This window comes from Pseudomonas sp. P5_109, from assembly GCF_034009455.1.
Lineage (GTDB): Bacteria > Pseudomonadota > Gammaproteobacteria > Pseudomonadales > Pseudomonadaceae > Aquipseudomonas.
In genome coordinates, this window is record NZ_CP125380.1 from 5,782,797 (window position 1) to 5,801,141 (window position 18,345).

General features: G+C 59.3%; 16 protein-coding genes. 8 read left to right on the forward strand and 8 right to left on the reverse strand.

What is annotated here, in order from left to right; genetic code table 11:
* Positions 1–6: 6 nt before the first annotated feature.
* Positions 7–1,188 carry an amino acid ABC transporter permease gene (locus QMK54_RS25645; protein ID WP_320401541.1) on the reverse strand — a complete coding sequence of 394 codons (1,182 nt, stop codon included), beginning with the start codon at positions 1,186–1,188 and terminating at the stop codon, positions 7–9.
* Between the two features lie 65 nt (positions 1,189–1,253).
* Positions 1,254–2,285 carry an amino acid ABC transporter substrate-binding protein gene (locus QMK54_RS25650; RefSeq protein ID WP_320401542.1) on the reverse strand — a complete coding sequence of 344 codons (1,032 nt, stop codon included), beginning with the start codon at positions 2,283–2,285 and terminating at the stop codon, positions 1,254–1,256.
* Positions 2,286–2,753: 468 nt separating this feature from the next.
* Between QMK54_RS25650 and QMK54_RS25655 the strand changes: the two genes are divergently transcribed.
* The 5 genes from QMK54_RS25655 (at position 2,754) to QMK54_RS25675 (ending at position 8,073) form a co-directional block, all read left to right on the forward strand.
* Complete coding sequence (locus QMK54_RS25655; RefSeq protein ID WP_110657922.1) at positions 2,754–3,410, forward strand: alpha/beta hydrolase; 657 nt, start codon at positions 2,754–2,756, stop codon at positions 3,408–3,410.
* A gap of 98 nt (positions 3,411–3,508) precedes the next feature.
* Entirely contained in the window at positions 3,509–4,999 is a 1,491-nt protein-coding gene (rhlB, locus tag QMK54_RS25660) for an ATP-dependent RNA helicase RhlB (RefSeq protein WP_110657919.1), read from the forward strand.
* Positions 5,000–5,134: 135 nt separating this feature from the next.
* Positions 5,135–6,079, forward strand: a complete 945-nt coding sequence (locus tag QMK54_RS25665; protein ID WP_320401543.1) for an ornithine cyclodeaminase family protein — start codon at positions 5,135–5,137, stop codon at positions 6,077–6,079.
* A 134-nt stretch (positions 6,080–6,213) separates the two neighbouring features.
* Positions 6,214–7,341: an FAD-binding oxidoreductase gene (locus QMK54_RS25670; protein ID WP_320401544.1), complete on the forward strand. Its 1,128-nt coding sequence runs from the start codon at positions 6,214–6,216 to the stop codon at positions 7,339–7,341.
* A 90-nt stretch (positions 7,342–7,431) separates the two neighbouring features.
* Positions 7,432–8,073, forward strand: coding sequence for a transcriptional regulator (locus tag QMK54_RS25675; RefSeq protein WP_320401545.1), 642 nt, complete (start codon positions 7,432–7,434; stop codon positions 8,071–8,073).
* Positions 8,074–8,189: 116 nt separating this feature from the next.
* On the opposite strand, the gene QMK54_RS25680 is transcribed toward QMK54_RS25675, so the two are convergent.
* The 6 genes from QMK54_RS25680 to QMK54_RS25705 form a co-directional block, all read right to left on the reverse strand.
* Positions 8,190–8,966, reverse strand: coding sequence for an ABC transporter substrate-binding protein (locus QMK54_RS25680; protein ID WP_110657912.1), 777 nt, complete (start codon positions 8,964–8,966; stop codon positions 8,190–8,192).
* A gap of 289 nt (positions 8,967–9,255) precedes the next feature.
* Positions 9,256–9,708, reverse strand: coding sequence for a molybdopterin synthase catalytic subunit MoaE (gene moaE / locus QMK54_RS25685; RefSeq protein WP_320401546.1), 453 nt, complete (start codon positions 9,706–9,708; stop codon positions 9,256–9,258).
* A gap of 3 nt (positions 9,709–9,711) precedes the next feature.
* Positions 9,712–9,954, reverse strand: a complete 243-nt coding sequence (locus tag QMK54_RS25690; RefSeq protein WP_110663239.1) for a MoaD/ThiS family protein — start codon at positions 9,952–9,954, stop codon at positions 9,712–9,714.
* Positions 9,951–10,424, reverse strand: a complete 474-nt coding sequence (gene moaC / locus QMK54_RS25695; protein WP_320401547.1) for a cyclic pyranopterin monophosphate synthase MoaC — start codon at positions 10,422–10,424, stop codon at positions 9,951–9,953. Before moaC ends, QMK54_RS25690 begins: the two co-directional genes overlap by 4 nt.
* Positions 10,425–10,661: 237 nt before the next feature.
* Complete coding sequence (locus QMK54_RS25700) at positions 10,662–12,056, reverse strand: PhoH family protein (protein ID WP_103396283.1); 1,395 nt, start codon at positions 12,054–12,056, stop codon at positions 10,662–10,664.
* A gap of 334 nt (positions 12,057–12,390) precedes the next feature.
* A complete protein-coding gene (locus tag QMK54_RS25705; RefSeq protein ID WP_223592522.1) occupies positions 12,391–13,515 on the reverse strand; it encodes a polysaccharide deacetylase family protein in 1,125 nt (374 codons plus the stop codon).
* Positions 13,516–13,778: 263 nt separating this feature from the next.
* Here QMK54_RS25705 and yaaA point away from each other — a divergent pair, with 263 nt between their 5' ends.
* The 3 genes from yaaA to alg8 all read left to right on the forward strand — a co-directional run bounded on the left by yaaA (position 13,779) and on the right by alg8 (position 18,319).
* On the forward strand, positions 13,779–14,558 hold the full coding sequence (gene yaaA / locus QMK54_RS25710) for a peroxide stress protein YaaA (protein ID WP_057713390.1): 780 nt from the start codon (positions 13,779–13,781) through the stop codon (positions 14,556–14,558).
* Positions 14,559–15,369: 811 nt separating this feature from the next.
* Complete coding sequence (locus QMK54_RS25715; RefSeq protein ID WP_320401548.1) at positions 15,370–16,686, forward strand: nucleotide sugar dehydrogenase; 1,317 nt, start codon at positions 15,370–15,372, stop codon at positions 16,684–16,686.
* 151 nt (positions 16,687–16,837) lie between these two features.
* Positions 16,838–18,319: a mannuronan synthase gene (gene alg8 / locus QMK54_RS25720; RefSeq protein WP_413787347.1), complete on the forward strand. Its 1,482-nt coding sequence runs from the start codon at positions 16,838–16,840 to the stop codon at positions 18,317–18,319.
* Positions 18,320–18,345 lie beyond the last annotated feature (26 nt).

Sequence of the window (18,345 nt, forward strand, 5' to 3'; positions counted from 1 at the left end):
TTTTCCTTACCGCTCGATCAGCGCAATGCGCTTGTTGTACCAGTTCATCAGCAGGGAAATGCTGATACTGATCGCCAGGTACACGCTCATGGTGATCGCAATCACCTCGATCGCCTGGCCGGTCTGGTTGAGCACGGTCCCGGCGAACAGCGAGACCATTTCCGGATAACCGATACCGGCCGCCAGCGAGGAGTTCTTCGCCAGGTTCAGGTATTGGCTGGTCAGCGGTGGAATGATCACGCGCAGGGCCTGCGGGATGATCACCTTGCGCAGGGTCGGGCCGTTGCGCAGGCCGAGCGAATGCGCCGCCTCGGTCTGGCCGTGGCTGACCGACTTGATGCCCGAGCGCACGATCTCGGCGATGAACGCCGCGGTGTACACGGTCAGGGCCAGGGTCAGCGCCAGCAGTTCCGGGATCAACACCCAGCCGCCGACGAAGTTGAAACCCTGCAGCTTGGGCATTTCCCAGTGCAGCGGCGCGCCGAAGATCAGTGCGCACAAGGCCGGGATCACCAGGAGCAGCGCCAGGCCGACCCAGAACTTGTGGAACGGCACACCGGTGGCTTCGAAGCGTTTGGTCGCCCAGCGGTTCATCAACACGATGGCGACGATGGCCACGACAATGCTGATCACAAACGCCCAGAAACCGTCCGCCATCAACGCCGCCGGCATGTTCAGGCCACGGCTGCTGACGAAGAAGGTGTCGCCGAAGTTGTGGCTGTTGCGCGGCCCCGGCATGGTCAGGAATACCGCGAAGTACCAGAACAGGATCTGCAGCAGCGGCGGAATGTTGCGGAAGACTTCCACATACACCGTCGCCAGCTTGGCGATGATCCAGTTCTTCGACAGCCGTGCCACGCCGACGATGAAACCGAGGATCGTCGCCAGGATCACGCCGATGAAAGTCACCAGCAAGGTATTGAGCAGACCGATGACAAACACCCGGGCGTAAGTGTCCGCTTCGGTGTAGTCGATCAGGTGTTGAGCGATGCCGAAACCGGCACTGCGCTCGAGAAAGTCGAAACCGGAGGTAATGCCCCGGTGTTGCAGGTTGGTCTGGGTGTTATCGAACAGATACCAGCCCATCGAGACCACCGCGACAATGGTGATGATCTGGAATAGCCACGCACGCACTTTCGGATCGCTGAGGCTGAGCCTCTGCTTTGGTGCGCCGATTGAATTTTGCATGAAGTGCCCCGGAAATAATGGAACAGAACATCACCCGGTGGTTGGCCCACCGGGTGACAGAACCATCAGCGCACTGGTGGTGCGTATTGAATGCCGCCAGCGTTCCACAGAGCGTTCAGCCCGCGGTCGATTTCCAGCGGGGTGTTCTTGCCGAGGTTTTTCTCGAACACTTCGCCGTAGTTGCCTACTTGCTTGATGATCTGCACGACCCAGTCTTTCTTCACTTTCAGGTCTTTGCCGTATTCACCGTCGGTACCCAGCAGACGGGCAACGTCAGGGTTCTTGGTGCCCTTGGCTTCAGCTTCGACGTTCTTCGAAGTGATGCCGGCTTCTTCAGCGTTGAGCATGGCGTAGCCAGTCCAGCGCACGATGGCCAGCCACTCGTCGTCGCCATTACGCACGACCGGGCCCAGAGGTTCCTTGGAAATGGTTTCCGGCAGAACCACGTAATCCGCAGGCGTTGCCAGCTTGCTGCGCTGGGCGAACAGCTGGGACTTGTCGGAGGTCAGTACGTCGCAACGACCGGATTCCAGCGACTTGGCGCTTTCGTCGGAGGTGTCGAAAGTGATCGGGGTGTACTTCAGGCCATTGCCACGGAAGTAGTCGGAAACGTTCAGTTCGGTAGTGGTACCGGCCTGGATGCAGATGGTTGCACCGTCCAGTTCTTTAGCGCTTTTCACGCCCAGCTTGTTGTTTACCAGGAAGCCGATGCCGTCGTAGTAAGTGATGAAGCCTGGGAATTTCAGGCCCATGCCCGCATCACGGGAACTGGTCATGGTGGTGTTGCGCGACAGGATGTCGATTTCGCCGGATTGCAGCGCGGTGAAGCGCTCCTTGGCGTTCAACTGGCTGAACTTGACCTTGGTCGCGTCGCCGAAGACAGCGGCCGCTACTGCGCGGCAGTAGTCCGCATCGATACCCACGATCTTGCCGGTGGAATCCGGAACCGAGAAGCCTGGCAGGCCATCGCTGACGCCACACTGCACGAAACCTTTCTTCATCACTGCATCCAGGGTTGCACCCGCCTGGGCAAACCCGCTGACACCGAGCACTGCGGCTGCAGTCACGATAGCCAGGGTGGATTTCAACATCTTCATTCAAACCTCCAGTTTTGCTCTTGTTGTGTCGGAGCGTGAGTCCTGTCGCACCCTTATGAGGCGTAGTTGACCCGAGTTGGCTTGTTTTGGGGTCAACCGACGTAAGACGTTAGCTATGAGTCTAGTAGGAGAAAATCCACATCATGGAAAACTCACTCTCACCAGTCGGCCGAACGGGCTGTAGCCCTTTCACGTTCGCGCAGCCCCGTAGCGGCCTTTGGCGAACATCCATCACCGGATTTTTTTCAATCCCACTAATAACCTTGGCCTGATAGTGTTACCGACAGACGTGGGATTTTTCATACAGACTTCGCCATAGCAAAGCCCGTACCACACCGCTCACCGAAGCGGTTCAGCTGCAGGTCAATAGCAAAACTTGTAACCTTGCGACATCTTCGTAACTGATCAACCAGACGCGCACTCAGCCCTCGCACTCAATGAGAGCGCACGCACAACATTGGAGCAGACATGACCGAGCCCCTGATTCTTGAACCCGTCAAGCCCGCAGACGCCTGCGTTATCTGGCTGCACGGCCTGGGCGCCGATCGCTACGACTTCCTGCCAGTGGCCGAAGCGTTGCAGGAAACATTGCTGACCACCCGCTTCGTTCTCCCTCAGGCCCCCACCTGCGCCGTCACCATCAATGGCGGATATGAGATGCCGAGCTGGTACGACATATTGGCCATGAACCCCGCGCGTGCGATCAACCGCGAGCAACTGGAAGAGTCGTCGGACAGAGTCATCAAATTAATCGACACCCAGCGAGCCCTCGGAATAGACGCCTCGCGTATTTTCCTGGCAGGCTTTTCCCAGGGTGGCGCCGTGGTGTTCCACACCGCGTTTCTGAAATGGCAGGGACCACTCGGTGGCGTAGTTGCCCTTTCTACTTATGCACCGACCTTCAGCGACCAACTGGAACTGTCCGCCAGCCAGCAGCGCACTCCGGTACTGTCGATGCACGGCCAATACGACGATGTAGTGCAAAACTCGATGGGACGCAGCGCCTACGAGCATTTGAAGCAGCGTGGTGTCACCGTGACATGGCAGGAATACCCAATGGGTCACGAAGTGTTACCCGAGGAGATTCGTGATATCGGCGCCTGGCTCTCCGAGCGCCTGCGCTGAACATGAATGTTTAAAAACACCCTTTGATCCATCCCCCTACGCCGCGCCCGATTCTTGCATTACACTGGCCGGCGTACATTCCTTAACCAATTGATGAGATGACCGTGCTCAAAGCACTCAAGAAAATGTTCGGTAAAAGCGAGACTGAGCAACTCGCGCCAGTTCCCAGCGCTGCGTCTCACGCTCCCAGCCACCGCACCGACGGTAATCAGTCTGAACGGGCCGCCCCCGTTGCGGCACCCAAGCATGAGCCGGAGACCGCAAAAGCTGCCCAACCTGCGGCAGTAGCAGCCCCGGAACAACCGCGCAGCGAAACGCCGAAACCCGCCAGGCCGCGCCGCGAACCCAAGCCCAAGGCACCGGTCATCCCATGGAAACTCGAAGACTTCGTCGTCGAACCCCAGGAAGGCAAAACCCGCTTCCACGATTTCAAACTCGCCCCTGAACTGATGCACGCCATCCAGGACCTGGGCTTCCCGTATTGCACGCCGATCCAGGCCCAGGTGTTGGGCTTCACCCTCGCAGGCAAAGACGCCATCGGCCGCGCCCAGACCGGCACCGGCAAAACCGCTGCGTTCCTGATTTCGATCATCACCCAGTTGCTGCAAACCCCGCCGCCAAAAGAGCGCTACATGGGTGAGCCACGGGCGCTGATCATCGCGCCGACCCGCGAACTGGTGGTGCAGATCGCCAAGGACGCCGCCGACCTGACCAAGTACACCGGCCTCAACGTGATGACGTTCGTCGGCGGCATGGACTTCGACAAGCAACTCAAGCACCTCGAAGCCCGTCACTGCGACATCCTCGTGGCCACGCCAGGCCGCCTGCTGGACTTCAACCAGCGCGGCGACGTGCATCTGGACATGGTCGAAGTGATGGTGCTGGACGAAGCCGACCGCATGCTCGACATGGGCTTCATCCCGCAAGTGCGCCAGATCATTCGCCAGACGCCGCCGAAGTCCGAGCGCCAGACGCTGCTGTTCTCCGCGACCTTCACCGAAGACGTGATGAACCTGGCCAAGCAATGGACCACCGACCCGTCGATCGTCGAGATCGAGTCGCAGAACGTGGCCAACGAAAACGTCGAACAGCACATCTACGCGGTGGCCGGTGCCGACAAATACAAACTGCTCTTCAACCTGGTCAACGACAATGGTTGGGAGCGGGTCATCGTGTTCGCCAACCGCAAGGATGAAGTGCGGCGCATCGAAGAACGCCTGGTGCGCGACGGCATCAACGCCGCGCAACTGTCCGGCGACGTGCCGCAGCACAAGCGCATCAAGACCCTGGAAGGCTTCCGCGAAGGCAAGATTCGCGTGCTGGTCGCCACCGACGTGGCCGGTCGCGGTATCCACATCGACGGCATCAGCCACGTGATCAACTTCACCCTGCCGGAAGTGCCGGACGACTACGTGCACCGCATCGGGCGTACCGGGCGTGCAGGTGCCGACGGTGTATCGATCAGCTTTGCCGGTGAAGACGACTCCTATCAGCTACCGTCCATCGAGGAAAAGCTGGGGCGCAAGATCAGCTGTGAAACGCCACCGACGCATCTGTTGCGGGCCGTTGAACGCAAGCGTCCGCATTAAGCGACGCTGAAAAGACAAGCGCAGCCGGAAACGGACTGCGCTTTTTTTTCGCCCGGCTTTTCAACAGGAGCTTGCTAGAGACAACTAAAAGTCCATAATAGACAAATTAGTTTACTTTCAGCTCCGGAGCCGACCATGTCCAGTACGCCCCAAGTGATCACCCAAGCCCAGGCTCGCGAGTTGCTGGCGCAGGTCGATGTACCGCAGATCCTGCGCAAGATGTTCCGCGACCTGGCCGCGGGGCAAGCCGTACAACCGGCGCAGCAACTGGTGGAGTTTCCACAGGGCGCCGGCGACTTCATCAACTACCTGGGCGTGCTGGCCGAGGATGGCGTGTACGGGATCAAGACTTCGCCGTACATCGTCCGTGAACAGGGACCATTGGTGACGGCGTGGACTTTGCTGATGTCGATGCAAACCGGGCAGCCGCTGTTGCTGTGCGACGCGGGCGAACTGACCACGGCACGCACCGCCGCGACAACCGCCGTAGCGGTCGACGCCCTCGCGCCGCTCACAGCCAATCGCCTGGCCATCATCGGCAGTGGCAAAGTGGCCCAGGCGCACCTGCATTACGTGAAGGGCCTGCGCGACTGGCAGAGCATCAGCCTGTACTCGCCAGGCCTGAGTGAAGATGCCGAAACCGTGAGCCTGCTGAAAAACATCGAACCACGCCTGAACATCCTCGACAGTCGCGAAGCCGCCGTTGAAGACGCCGACGTGATCATGCTCTGCACCTCCTCCCCCGGCCCGGTGATCGACCCGACAAGCCTGAGCAAACCGGCGCTGATCACCTCCATCAGCACCAACGCGCCGCGTGCCCACGAAGTGCCGCCGCAGAGCCTCAACGACATGCAGGTGTTCTGCGACTATCGCCTGACCACCCCGGGCTCGGCCGGTGAAATGCTGATCGCCGCCGAACAACACGGCTGGGACAAGGACGCGATTGTCGGCGACCTGCCCGACCTGATCAGCGAGAAAGTGCAGCGCCCCGCTTACGACCGCCACGTGTTCTTCCGCTCCATCGGCCTGGGCCTGGAAGACATTGCGCTGGCCAATGCGATCCATCGCCTATCTCACTAACGCCACACCCCCTGTAGGAGCTGGCTTGCCAGCGATACAGACGCCGCGGTCCATCTGATAAACCGCGGTGATGCTATCGCCAGCAAGCCGGCTCCTACAGGGACTACCCATTTATGCCCTTTCAGGAGACATTCATGAGCCAGGCAGACTTCATCATCATCGGCGGCGGGATTGCCGGCGCTTCCACGGGTTTCTGGCTGTCGCAGCATGGCCGCGTGATCGTACTCGAACGCGAATCCCATCCGGCCTATCACTCCACCGGTCGGTCGGCGGCGTTGTACACCGCCGCCTACGGCACCCCGCAAGTGCGGGCATTGACCCTGGCCAGCCGCGACTTTTTCGACAACCCGCCCGTTGGCTTCTGCGAACACCCGCTGCTGACCCCGCGCGGCGAGATGACCGTGGATCTCACTGGCGATCCGGATGAACTGAACAGGCAATACCAGAGCGCAAAAACCACCGTGCCAGAGATGCAATTGCTCAACGCAGATGAGGCCTGCGCATTGGTACCCATCCTGCGTCGGGAAAAAGTCCACGGCGCCATCTACGACCCAAGCGCCAGCGACATCGACACCGATGCCCTGCACCAAGGCTACCTGCGCGGCATCCGCCGCAACCAGGGTGTAGTGCATACCGACAGCGAGGTCGTCAGCCTGAGCCGCGATGATCAAGGTACATGGCTCGTCCAGACCGGCAGCCAGACCTTCAGCGCACCGATCATCATCAACGCCGCGGGCGCCTGGGCCGACAAGATCGGTGAATTGGCCGGCGCGCAGCCTCTGGGCCTGCAACCCAAACGCCGTGCCGCGTTCATCTTCGCCGGACCAGAGGGCGTGGACATCCACCATTGGCCGATGCTGGTCAGCCTCGACGAATCCTTCTACATGAAACCCGACGCCGGCATGTTCCTCGGTTCGCCGGCCAACGCCGACCCGGTGGAACCCCACGACGTGCAGCCCGAAGAGCTGGACATTGCCATGGGCATCTACCAGATCGAAGAAGCCACGACCCTGACCATTCGCCGCCCGACCCGCACCTGGGCCGGCTTGCGCAGCTTCGTCAGCGATGGCGACCTGCTGTCCGGTTTCGATCCACAGGTGCCGGGCCTGTTCTGGGTCGCGGCACAGGGCGGTTATGGCATCCAGACCTCGCCGGCCATGGGCCAGGCCAGCGCCGCGCTGGTACGCGGTGCGGCGTTGCCCGAGACGCTCGGCCGTTTCGGCCTGAGTGCCGAAATGCTCTCCCCTGCCCGCCTCGGCTGATCCAGATCCTCAGGTGACGCGCCCACACGATTACGGCACACTTTCAGCGCCCCTTTGATGGGGCGCTGACGCTGCCTGGAGTTCCACCGTATGAACGCCCCCGAAAAAGACCCGGCCCTGAACGACACGTCCCTGGATAACTTCCACGCGATCGCCGACGCCATCGCCACGTTGTTCTTTCCCCACGCCGAAGTGGTGCTGCATGACCTGCGCACGCAAAAGGTCGACTACATCGCCAACAACCTGTCCAAGCGCGAAATCGGCGACGACTCGGCGCTGGAAGACATGCTCAGCGAGGATGCCAGCGAACGAAATATCGGGCCGTACGAAAAGCTCAATTGGGATGGTCAGAAAATTCGCAGCCTCAGCACCGTTTTGCGCGACAGCGAGGGGCATCCGCTGGCGGTGCTGTGCATCAACCTGAATATTTCGTTGTTCGAGAATGCCAAGGCCGCCCTGGACCTGTTCCTGTCGCCGACCAAACTGATCCCGCAACCGGACGCCCTGTTCCGCGATGACTGGCAGGAGCGGATCAACACCTTCCTCCACACCTGGCTGCGCGAGCGCCAGTTGAGCCTGAATCTGCTGACCCGCGACCACAAGCGTGAACTGGTGCTGGCGTTGCACGCCGAAGGCGCGTTCAAGGGCAAAAGCGCATCGAACTACGTGGCCAATGTGCTGAACATGGGCCGGGCGACGGTGTACAAGCATTTGAAGGAGTTGAAGGGCTAGGCACTGAGATTTGTATTGCTTGATCTGGCCTCTTCGCGAGCAAGCCCGCTCCCACACTGGAACTTCGTCTTATGGAGATCAAATGTGGGAGCGGGCTTGCTCGCGAAAGCGGACTGTCAGTCGCCGTAAATATCTGACTTGAAGTACTTCTCGGAAATCTTCTGGTACTCGCCACTGCTGCGAATGCCATCAATGGCCGTGTTCAGTTCGCTGACCAACTCGGTATTGCCCTTGCGCACGGCAATCCCGGCACCTTCCCCCACATACTTCGGATCTTTCAACTCCGGCCCGACAAAGGCATAACCCTGGCCACGCGGCATCGACAAGAAGTCATTGAGCGGAATGGTGTCGGCAAAAATCGCGTCGAGGCGACCGGCCGCCAGGTCCATGTAGATTTCTTCGTTGTTGCTGTAGCGCTTGACGTTGATGCCCTTGGGCTCGAACACCTCGGAGGCGTAACGGTCGGTGGTGGTGGCGCGCTGCACGCCGACGGTCTTGCCCTTGAGGCTGGCGTACTGGTCATCCACCACCGCGCCGTCCTTCATCACCAGGCGCGACGAGGTGAAATAGTACTTGTGGGTGAAGTCCACCGACTTCTTGCGGTCTTCGTTGATGGTCATGGACGACAGCGCCATGTCGATTTTCTTCACCTTCAGGGAAGGAATCAGACCATCGAACTCGCCTTCGACCCACACACACTTGACCTTCATCTGCGCGCACAGGGCGTTGCCGATGTCATAGTCAAAACCGACGATCTCGCCTTTGTCGGTTTTCGAGGCGAACGGTGGGTAAGCGGCTTCAATGCCGATGCGCAGGGTTTTCTCGGCGGCAAACACAGAACTGCACGCCAACAGGCTCAGGGCCAGACCGGTGATGAGGGGGAACTTCTTCATGTTCGTTTCTCGCGGGTTGTTGTTGGTTTGGCAAGACAGAAGAAAAAGCTGAAACGGGGCGGGAACCTTTTTTGTACTTATAATTCCATACTGGACTTTTATGTATGAATCGTCAATGAGGCAAATGCAGCCCGTGCCGGTTGATGGTCGGGTGGTGGATCTGCAAGGTATTGGCTGAATTAGATGGCCTCTTCGCGAGCAAGCCCGCTCCCACAGGGTTCTGTGTCGTACACAAAACCCTGTGGGAGCGGGCTTGCTCGCGAAGGCTGACTTCAGAACGCCGCAGAAACTACTGCTTCCAGCGATCCGCCGCCGCATGATCACTGTCACGCCCCTCAACCCAACGCGGTCCGTCGCTGGTGTTTTCTTTCTTCCAGAACGGTGCACGGGTTTTCAGGTAATCCATGACAAAGGCGCAGGCGTCGAACGCCGCCTGCCGATGGGCGCTGGCTGCGCCGACGAAGACAATCGGCTCGCCCGGTTCAAGGCCGCCGATGCGGTGCAACACTTCCAGCTTGAGCAGCGGCCAGCGTTGCCCGGCCTCGATGGCGATCTTGCCGAGGGCCTTTTCAGTCATGCCGGGATAGTGCTCGAGGAACATCCCGGCGACGTCCAGGCCGTCATTGAAGTCGCGCACGTAGCCGACAAAACTCACCACCGCACCCACGCCGACATTGGCATCGTGCATGGCATTGACTTCGGCACCCGGGTCGAACGGCGTGGACTGCACGCGAATGGCCATGGTTCAGCCTCCGGTCACGGTCGGAAAGAATGCCACTTCATCGCCCTCGCTGACCGGCTCGTCGAGCTGGCACAAGTCTTCGTTGCGGGCGCACATCAGGTTCTGCTCGCTCAACACCTCGGCACCGTCACGTTGGACCAACAGCGCGCGGACGTCGTCGACGGTGGCGAAGTTGCCTTCTACTTTCACCGAGTCCAGACCCAGCGCTTCACGATAACGGGCGAAAAACTTCACGGTCACGTTCATGGCTGCTCCGCCTGGAAGTGACCGCTCTTGCCGCCGAGCTTCTCCAGCAGGCGCACGCTTTCGATGGTCATGCCGCGATCGACGGCCTTGCACATGTCATAGATCGTCAGCGCAGCGACGCTGGCGGCGGTCAGGGCCTCCATCTCGACGCCGGTCTGCCCGGACAGCTTGCAGCGGGCCACGATGCGCACCGAATCGTCGCCTTCGGCACTGAGCTCGACCTTGACGCCGGTCAGCATCAGCGGGTGGCACAGGGGAATCAGATCGCTGGTTTTCTTCGCCGCCTGGATGCCGGCAATGCGCGCCACGGCAAACACATCACCCTTGGGGTGGCCGCCGCTGACGATCATCTTCAGGGTTTCGGGCAGCATGCGCACCAGCGCTTGAGCGGTCGCCTCACGGAACGTCACGGCTTTTTCAGTGACGTCGACCATGTTGGCGCGACCTTGGGAATCGAGATGAGTCAGCACGGGATTACTCCTGATCAGGAATCCCGATTGTAAACCTGCGGGTCAATTTTCCGCACCTTAGATTGCATGAACAACCTGGAACCAATGTGGGAGCGGGCTTGCTCGCGAAGAGGGAGTGTCAGCCACCCTCAATGTTGCCTGACACAACGCTTTCGCGAGCAAGCCCGCTCCCACAAGGGAATTTTGTCCGGCATAAAAAACCGGGCGACCTCACGGCCGCCCGGTTCCGGTGGACAGTTACAAATGCGTTTCGGCGTATTCGGCCAGGATCGAGCGTGGTACCCCTTGCAGAGTGATGTGCACCCCGTTCGGGAAGTCCTTGAAGCGTTCAGTGAGGTAGGTCAGCCCGGAGCTGGTCGCGGACAGGTAAGGGGTGTCGATCTGCGCCAGGTTGCCCAGGCACACCACTTTGGAACCGGCGCCGGCACGGGTGATGATGGTTTTCATCTGGTGCGGCGTGAGGTTCTGGCATTCGTCGATCAAAATCAGGCTCTGCTGGAAGCTGCGGCCCCGGATGTAGTTGAGGGATTTGAACTGCAACGGCACTTTGCTGAGGATGTAGTCGACGCTGCCATGGGTGCTTTCGTCATCCATGTGCAAGGCTTCGAGGTTGTCGGTGATGGCGCCCAGCCACGGCTCCATTTTTTCCGCCTCGGTGCCGGGCAGGAAGCCGATTTCCTGGTCCAGGCCCTGCACGCTGCGGGTGGCGATGATGCGGCGATAACGTTTGCTGACCATGGTCTGCTCGATCGCAGCGGCCAGCGCCAGGATGGTTTTACCGGAACCTGCAGCACCGGACAGGTTGACCAGGTGGATATCCGGATCGAGCAACGCGTACAGCGCCAGGCTCTGATAGATATCACGCGGCTTGAGGCCCCAGGCTTCCTGGTGCAACAGCGGTTCCTGGTGCAGGTCGAGGATCAGCAAGCGGTCCTCTTCGATCTCCTTGATCCAGCCGACAAAGCCCTGTTCATCAATGATGAATTCGTTGATGTGCACCGCCGGCAGGTTGTCGATCAATTGCACCTGATGCCAGGTGCGGCCGTGGTCCTGACGGGTTTCGACCTTGCTTACGCGGTCCCAGAATGAGCCGGTCATGTTGTGGTAGCCATTGGGCAGCAAGGACACGTCGTCGACCAGTTGGTCGGTGCTGTAGTCCTCGGCCGCAATCCCGCAGGCGCGCGCCTTGAGGCGCATGTTGATGTCTTTGGTGACCAGCACCACGGGCTTCTTCGGGTCGCGGGTGTGCAGGTCGATCAGTTGATTGATGATTTTGTTGTCGTTCAGGTGCTCGGGCAGAATCAGGTTCGGCTCGGCGTGTTTGCTCATCAGAATTGACAGCAAACCCTTGGGTCCGCTTTTGCCACGCTGGATCGGCACACCCTGCTCGACGTCCTCGGGTGAGGCATCGCCCAAGGTCTTGTCGATCAGGCGGATGGCCTGGCGGCATTCGGCGGCAACGCTGTGATGCCCGCTCTTGAGCTTGTCGAGCTCTTCAAGCACGGTCATCGGGATCGCGACGTGGTGTTCTTCGAAGTTAAGCAGCGCGTTTGGATCGTGAATCAATACGTTGGTATCGAGTACATAAAGGATTGGCTGGTTGGAAGAAGAGCTACGTCCGTGATCATCCATACTCGGTCACCTTTGTGGGAGCCATTCGACGCAATACCTTGGCGGTGCTGCGCCTCGAAGTGACTGCCGAATACACCTGCGGGGACTCAAGTGTTCTGCCTACATGCGGGGTCTTGGAAGACGCCACCTGTGTTGCAGGTTTCGGCGGTCTGTCTTCGTAATACTCCAAAACGTGTGACAAAAAAAATACTTTGACGCTTTTTTGAAGTTTATTTTTCAGATTGACCAATAGCACTTGGCGGACTGCCATCACCCGTTTAAAGTCGGAAGTCCACCTGCAACGAATCCCCTGCCAAAATCGGCAAAAACCCAATGTTTACGGGGTTTTGTCGTTTCAGCGAAACGCGTCCTGGCAATCCTCCCAACCGATGCCGGCCGGCGCCGTTTGCGTGACCAGCCACGGCAACGCCGTTTTCACCCCATCCTGCTTCACATTGAAATTGATCACCCCGTGCCGCCACAGCAGCATCAAGGTCAGCACCCGTTGCGCACTCTGGTTGCCCTTGAGTTTGCCGGCGCCATCCTGGGCATCGATGTCCCACAAGGCTACCTGCAAGCCCTGAGTCTTGAAGAAGCTTTCGGCATCGGAACGGCGCTGGCCATCCGGCGGGCGGAACAGCGGCACGTAGTTCTCCGGCAGCTTGCTTTTGACCAGTTCGGCGCTGCGGCGCACCGAATCCTGCCAGCCCTGCCAATAGCTGTGGGAGCGGAATTCCCAGCCTTGCACACCGATGCACTGGGTCGAGTAGGTCGCTTGCAGGTCGCTCACCGAATGCTCGGCCAAACGGGTCTGGATGTCCTTGCCAAGGACGAAGAACGTTGCGCTCATGTTCGACTTGCGCAGGTACTCGGTGACCCAGGCGGTATTGTCCGGCGCGGCGTTGGCGGCACTGTCGAAAGTCAGCAGAAACAGCCGGTCATGCATCTCGTCGCCGCTGCGCTCATAGTCACCGAAACGATCGACTTCGCTGCTGGTTTGCGGGAACAGCGCGGCCTTGCGTAACTGCTCGTCCAGGTATTGGCTGTGAAACACACGGCTCGGCTCGGCCCACTTGATGTAGTAGCTGTCTGCACTGACCTGGAACTTGCCAGCCTGTTCACGCAGGGTGGGCATATCTTCGACCAGAAAACAGAAGGAGGCATCCTGGTCGCAGCTCTGTTGGGCGAAGTTGTAGTTGGCCAGCAGCCGTTGCCACATGCGCTGGCGAACCCGGTTGACCGACTCCAGATTGATCGTGCGCAGGCCCAGGCGCTGGGCCAGGGCGGGTTCATCCAGCGATTCGCTGGCCAACAGGACACTGGAAAACATCAGGATCTCGGCCCTCGACGCCACGTCGAACAGCGTCGGGTTGCCGAGTTTTTCCGGCCAGGTGCCGCGATCAAGCGTCGCCACATCGCCCGGTGCCGCGATGGTGCCGAAGCTCAGTAGCCAGACCGAAATGAGAAAAGCGATACGCAATGGGATGTCTCCATAACAAAACCCGCGCGGCACTATAGCTGATCCAGGCACACCTCCTGCAGCAACACTGAACCACTGTGGGAGCGGGCTTGCTCGCGAAGGCTGTGTATCAGTCGACATTTTCGGTGAATGTCATACCGCATTCGCGAGCAAGCCCGCTCCCACAGGTTTGTGGCGAACCGCTGATCACCTATGACCCTGATAGCTGGAGTCAACGAAGACAACCCCCTAGAATCGCCGCCACGATTAAAGGAGACGACTTCATGCTGATGGTGATTTCACCCGCCAAGACCCTCGACTACGAAACACCGCCGGCGACCCAGCGCTTCACCCAGCCGCAGTACCTCGACCACTCCCAGGAGTTGATCCTGCAATTGCGCGAGCTGACGCCCGCGCAAATCAGCGAGTTGATGCACGTTTCCGACAAGATCGGCGGGCTCAACGCCGCGCGTTTCGGCAGCTGGACACCCGCCTTCACCCCGGAAAACGCCAAGCAGGCACTGCTGGCCTTCAAGGGCGATGTGTACACCGGCATGAATGCGCAAACCCTCAGCGAAGCCGATTTCGATTACGCCCAAAAACACCTGCGCATGCTCTCGGGCCTGTATGGCCTGCTGCGCCCGCTGGACCTGATGCAACCCTATCGCCTGGAGATGGGCACCAAGCTGGCCAACGCCCGGGGCAAGGATTTGTATGCCTTCTGGGGCACACGCATCAGCGAATGGCTGAACGAAGCCCTGGTCGATCAGGGCGATGACGTGCTGCTCAACCTGGCGTCCAACGAGTATTTCTCGGCGGTCAAACGCAACGCCTTGAACGCGCGCATCATCAATACCGAATTCAAGGACCTGAAGAACGGCCAGTACAAGATCATCAGCTTCTACGCGAAAAAGGCCCGCGGCTTGATGAGCCGCTTCGTCATCGAGGAACGCATCAACGATCCGGCGACCCTCAAGCAATTCGACGTTCAAGGCTATCGCTACAGCGCCGAGCAGTCTAAACCGGACAATCTGGTGTTCCTGCGCGATCACGCACCAGAGTGATGCATCTGGTCGGCGCACGACCTCCACAACCTTCGTGCGCCGACCCTGGACTCACTTCAGTCTTCCCCCGCCTTTTCGCCATTTTTATGGCGCCATAAAAACACCACCCGGTTTTCTAACTTTAGTTTCACTCGACTTCAATCTTTTTTTTGCGTAGTGGCACTGATTTTTTTTAACAGTGCTGGCAAAAAACTATCCTCCCCAATTATCCGCCTATATATAAAGGGCGAAACGGCAAGTGCTATCAGTTTGAGAGCAGTGCCATCTTTCTCAATATTTCAAAAAATTTCAGATTTCGCGATGGATGGACTGGAACTATGTCCAAACGCGCCGTTCATACCACCGGTAACGATTCTCGCCGAGCGTGTACGAGATAACTTACGCAGATAAGCGATTCATGTAGCCAAGTTGTAATAATAACTTGCGCTGATTAATCACTGATTTGGACAACAGCAAGCGGACAGGAGATAACGCGGTATGACTATCCCCTACAAGGCCACGGCAGCGCCCTTATAAACGTGCTCACCCGAGCACCAAACCGCTTGATCCACGGGCTTTCGGCCTGACATCAAGCGTGTAATACCTTTGCGCCAGCATCCCCTGAAAGGAGGATCGGCTGCATAACAGGGCAAATTATAATTATAAGGCCTAGTTGCGCACCCCTTGAGTGCACTTATTTAGACACTCGTAATTCATATGCCAGCACACGGCATTGTTGCGCCTGCAAGGCGCACTTTCGAGTGCATTAAAACACGCTGAACACCATTAACTCCGGCCATCTAATGGCTTGATCAATACAGAGGTAATTGCGATGCGCATCAGCATTTTTGGTTTGGGTTACGTCGGCGCAGTCTGTGCCGGTTGCCTGTCTGCACGGGGTCATGACGTCGTTGGCGTCGATGTGGCCAAAGACAAGATCGATATGATCAATGCCGGCAAATCGCCGATCGTTGAACCGGGCCTTGGCGAACTTCTGGCCCAGGGCATCCAGACCGGTCGTCTGCGCGGCACCACCAACTTCGCCGAGGCGATTCGCGACACCGACCTGTCGATGATCTGCGTGGGCACACCGAGCAAGAAGAACGGCGACCTGGAGCTGAACTACATCGAGGCCGTGTGCCGCGAAATCGGTTTTGTCCTGCGTGACAAGACTACCCGCCACACCATCGTCGTACGCAGCACCGTACTGCCGGGCACCGTGGCCAACGTGGTCATCCCGATTCTCGAAGACTGCTCCGGCAAGAAGGCCGGTGTTGATTTCGGCGTAGCCGTGAACCCTGAGTTCCTGCGCGAAAGCACCGCCATCGCCGACTACGACCAGCCGCCAATGACCGTCATCGGCGAGTTCGACAAAGCGTCCGGCGACGTTCTGCAATCGCTGTACGAAGAGCTCGACGCTCCGATCATCCGCAAGGACATCGCGGTCGCCGAGATGATCAAGTACACCTGCAACGTGTGGCACGCCACCAAGGTCACCTTCGCCAACGAAATCGGCAACATCGCCAAGGCGGTCGGCGTCGACGGTCGCGAAGTGATGGACGTGGTCTGCCAGGACAAGACCCTCAACCTGTCCCAGTACTACATGCGCCCGGGCTTCGCCTTCGGCGGCTCGTGCCTGCCAAAAGACGTGCGTGCCCTGACCTACCGCGCCGGTTCCCTGGACGTGGAAGCGCCGTTGCTCAACTCGCTGATGCGCAGTAACGAATCCCAGGTGCAGAACGCTTTCGACATCGTTTCCAGCCACGACAAACGCAAAGTCGCCCTGCTGGGCCTGAGCTTCAAGGCCGGCACCGACGACCTGCGCGAAAGCCCGCTGGTTGACCTCGCGGAAATGCTGATCGGCAAGGGCTACGACCTGAGCATCTACGACAGCAACGTCGAGTACGCCCGCGTTCACGGCGCGAACAAGGATTACATCGAGTCGAAGATTCCTCACGTCTCGTCGCTGCTTAACGCTGACTTCGACGATGTGATCAACAACTCCGACGTGATCATCCTCGGCAACCGCGACGAGAAATTCCGCGCCTTGGCGCAGAACGTTCCGCACGGCAAGCAGGTGATCGACTTGGTCGGCTTCATGTCCAAAGCCACCAGCGTCAGCGGCCGTACCGAAGGGATCTGCTGGTAAGCCCCCTGTAGGAGCGAGCTTGCTCGCGATGCACCTGAGAACACCGCTGGGTATCAGATACCCAGCGTCATCGTTGGCGACCATCGCGAGCAAGCTCGCTCCTACAGGTTTGTACGCCTGCGTTAACCCGAGATCTAGACGGATGCAGATTATGCACAGGCTAAAACACGGCCTACTCCAGGCCGCCGGTTGGCTGTTCTACCTGACGTTACTGATGGGCCTCGCCATGGCGTTGCCCGTGTCCACGTTCGACTCCGAGTCGAAGGACTTCATTTTCCTGATTGGCGCCGTGGGTATCTGGCGCTACTCGATGGGTGCCACACACTTTGTGCGCGGCATGATTTTTCTCTACATCGTCTACCCGCACCTGCGGCGCAAAGTGCGCAAGCTGGGCAAGGAGGCTGACCCGTCCCACGTGTTCCTGATGGTCACCAGCTTCCGTATCGACGCGCTGACCACCGCACAGGTCTACAGCTCGGTGATCCGCGAGGCCATCGACTGCGGCCTGCCGACCACCGTGGTCTGCTCCATCGTGGAAATGTCCGATGAGCTGCTGGTCAAGAGCCTGTGGAACCGGATGAATCCGCCGTCCCGGGTCAAGCTCGACTTCGTGCGCATTCCCGGCACGGGCAAACGCGATGGCCTGGCCTATGGCTTCCGCGCCATCTCCCGGCACCTGCCGGATGATCGCGCCGTGGTTGCGGTGATCGATGGCGACACCGTGCTCGGCGAAGGCACGGTGCGCAAGACCGTGCCGTGGTTCCAGCTGTTCGGCAACGTCGGCGGCCTGACCACCAACGAGTTCTGCGAAGTGCGCGGCGGCTACATCATGAGCGAATGGCACAAGCTGCGTTTCGCCCAGCGTCACATCAACATGTGCTCGATGGCCCTGTCCAAGCGCGTGCTGACCATGACCGGGCGCATGTCGGTGTTCCGCGCCACCGTGGTCACCAACCCGGAGTTCATCGCCGACGTGGAAAGCGACTCGCTGCAACACTGGCGCCTGGGTCGTTTCAAGTTCCTTACCGGCGACGACAAGTCGAGCTGGTTCAGCCTGATGCGCCTGGGCTACGACACGTTCTACGTGCCCGACGCGGCGATCAACACCGTTGAACACCCGCCGGAAAAGAGCTTCATCAAGGCCAGTCGCAAGCTGATGTTCCGCTGGTACGGCAACAACCTGCGGCAGAACTCCCGCGCCCTGGGCCTGGGGATCAAACGCCTCGGCGTGTTCACTTCGGTGGTGCTGTTCGACCAGCGTGTGTCGATGTGGACCTCGCTGCTGGGCCTGACCGTGGCACTGATCGCCAGCTTCAAGTACGGCACCGCGTTCATCCTGGTTTACCTGCTGTGGATCGGCATCACCCGCTTCATCCTGACCTTGTTGTTGTCGTGCTCCGGACACCGGATCGGCCCGGCCTACCCGGCGATTCTCTATTACAACCAGATCGTCGGCGCGCTGGTGAAGATCTATGTGTTCTTCCGCCTCGACCAACAATCCTGGACTCGCCAGCCCACTTCTCTGACCCGTGATCTCGCCAGCTTTCAACGTTGGTTCAACACCTGGTCGTCTCGGACCATGACCTTCTCTGCCGGCAGCATTTTTGTCGCCGTGCTGCTGTTGATGGTCTGACCTGACTCGCCTGAATTAACTAGGAA

What these genes read in the sequence shown, in the direction of transcription:
- QMK54_RS25680 (WP_110657912.1), bottom strand. Translation starts at nt 8,966, where the DNA reads ATGAAGAAGTTCCCCCTCATCACCGGTCTGGCCCTGAGCCTGTTGGCG.
- QMK54_RS25690 (WP_110663239.1), bottom strand. Translation starts at nt 9,954, where the DNA reads ATGAACGTGACCGTGAAGTTTTTCGCCCGTTATCGTGAAGCGCTGGGT.
- QMK54_RS25645 (WP_320401541.1), bottom strand. Translation starts at nt 1,188, where the DNA reads ATGCAAAATTCAATCGGCGCACCAAAGCAGAGGCTCAGCCTCAGCGAT.
- QMK54_RS25670 (WP_320401544.1), top strand. Translation starts at nt 6,214, where the DNA reads ATGAGCCAGGCAGACTTCATCATCATCGGCGGCGGGATTGCCGGCGCT.
- moaE (WP_320401546.1), bottom strand. Translation starts at nt 9,708, where the DNA reads ATGGCCATTCGCGTGCAGTCCACGCCGTTCGACCCGGGTGCCGAAGTC.
- QMK54_RS25655 (WP_110657922.1), top strand. Translation starts at nt 2,754, where the DNA reads ATGACCGAGCCCCTGATTCTTGAACCCGTCAAGCCCGCAGACGCCTGC.
- QMK54_RS25650 (WP_320401542.1), bottom strand. Translation starts at nt 2,285, where the DNA reads ATGAAGATGTTGAAATCCACCCTGGCTATCGTGACTGCAGCCGCAGTG.
- yaaA (WP_057713390.1), top strand. Translation starts at nt 13,779, where the DNA reads ATGCTGATGGTGATTTCACCCGCCAAGACCCTCGACTACGAAACACCG.
- QMK54_RS25715 (WP_320401548.1), top strand. Translation starts at nt 15,370, where the DNA reads ATGCGCATCAGCATTTTTGGTTTGGGTTACGTCGGCGCAGTCTGTGCC.
- rhlB (WP_110657919.1), top strand. Translation starts at nt 3,509, where the DNA reads ATGACCGTGCTCAAAGCACTCAAGAAAATGTTCGGTAAAAGCGAGACT.
- QMK54_RS25665 (WP_320401543.1), top strand. Translation starts at nt 5,135, where the DNA reads ATGTCCAGTACGCCCCAAGTGATCACCCAAGCCCAGGCTCGCGAGTTG.
- alg8 (WP_413787347.1), top strand. Translation starts at nt 16,838, where the DNA reads ATGCACAGGCTAAAACACGGCCTACTCCAGGCCGCCGGTTGGCTGTTC.
- QMK54_RS25700 (WP_103396283.1), bottom strand. Translation starts at nt 12,056, where the DNA reads ATGGATGATCACGGACGTAGCTCTTCTTCCAACCAGCCAATCCTTTAT.
- QMK54_RS25675 (WP_320401545.1), top strand. Translation starts at nt 7,432, where the DNA reads ATGAACGCCCCCGAAAAAGACCCGGCCCTGAACGACACGTCCCTGGAT.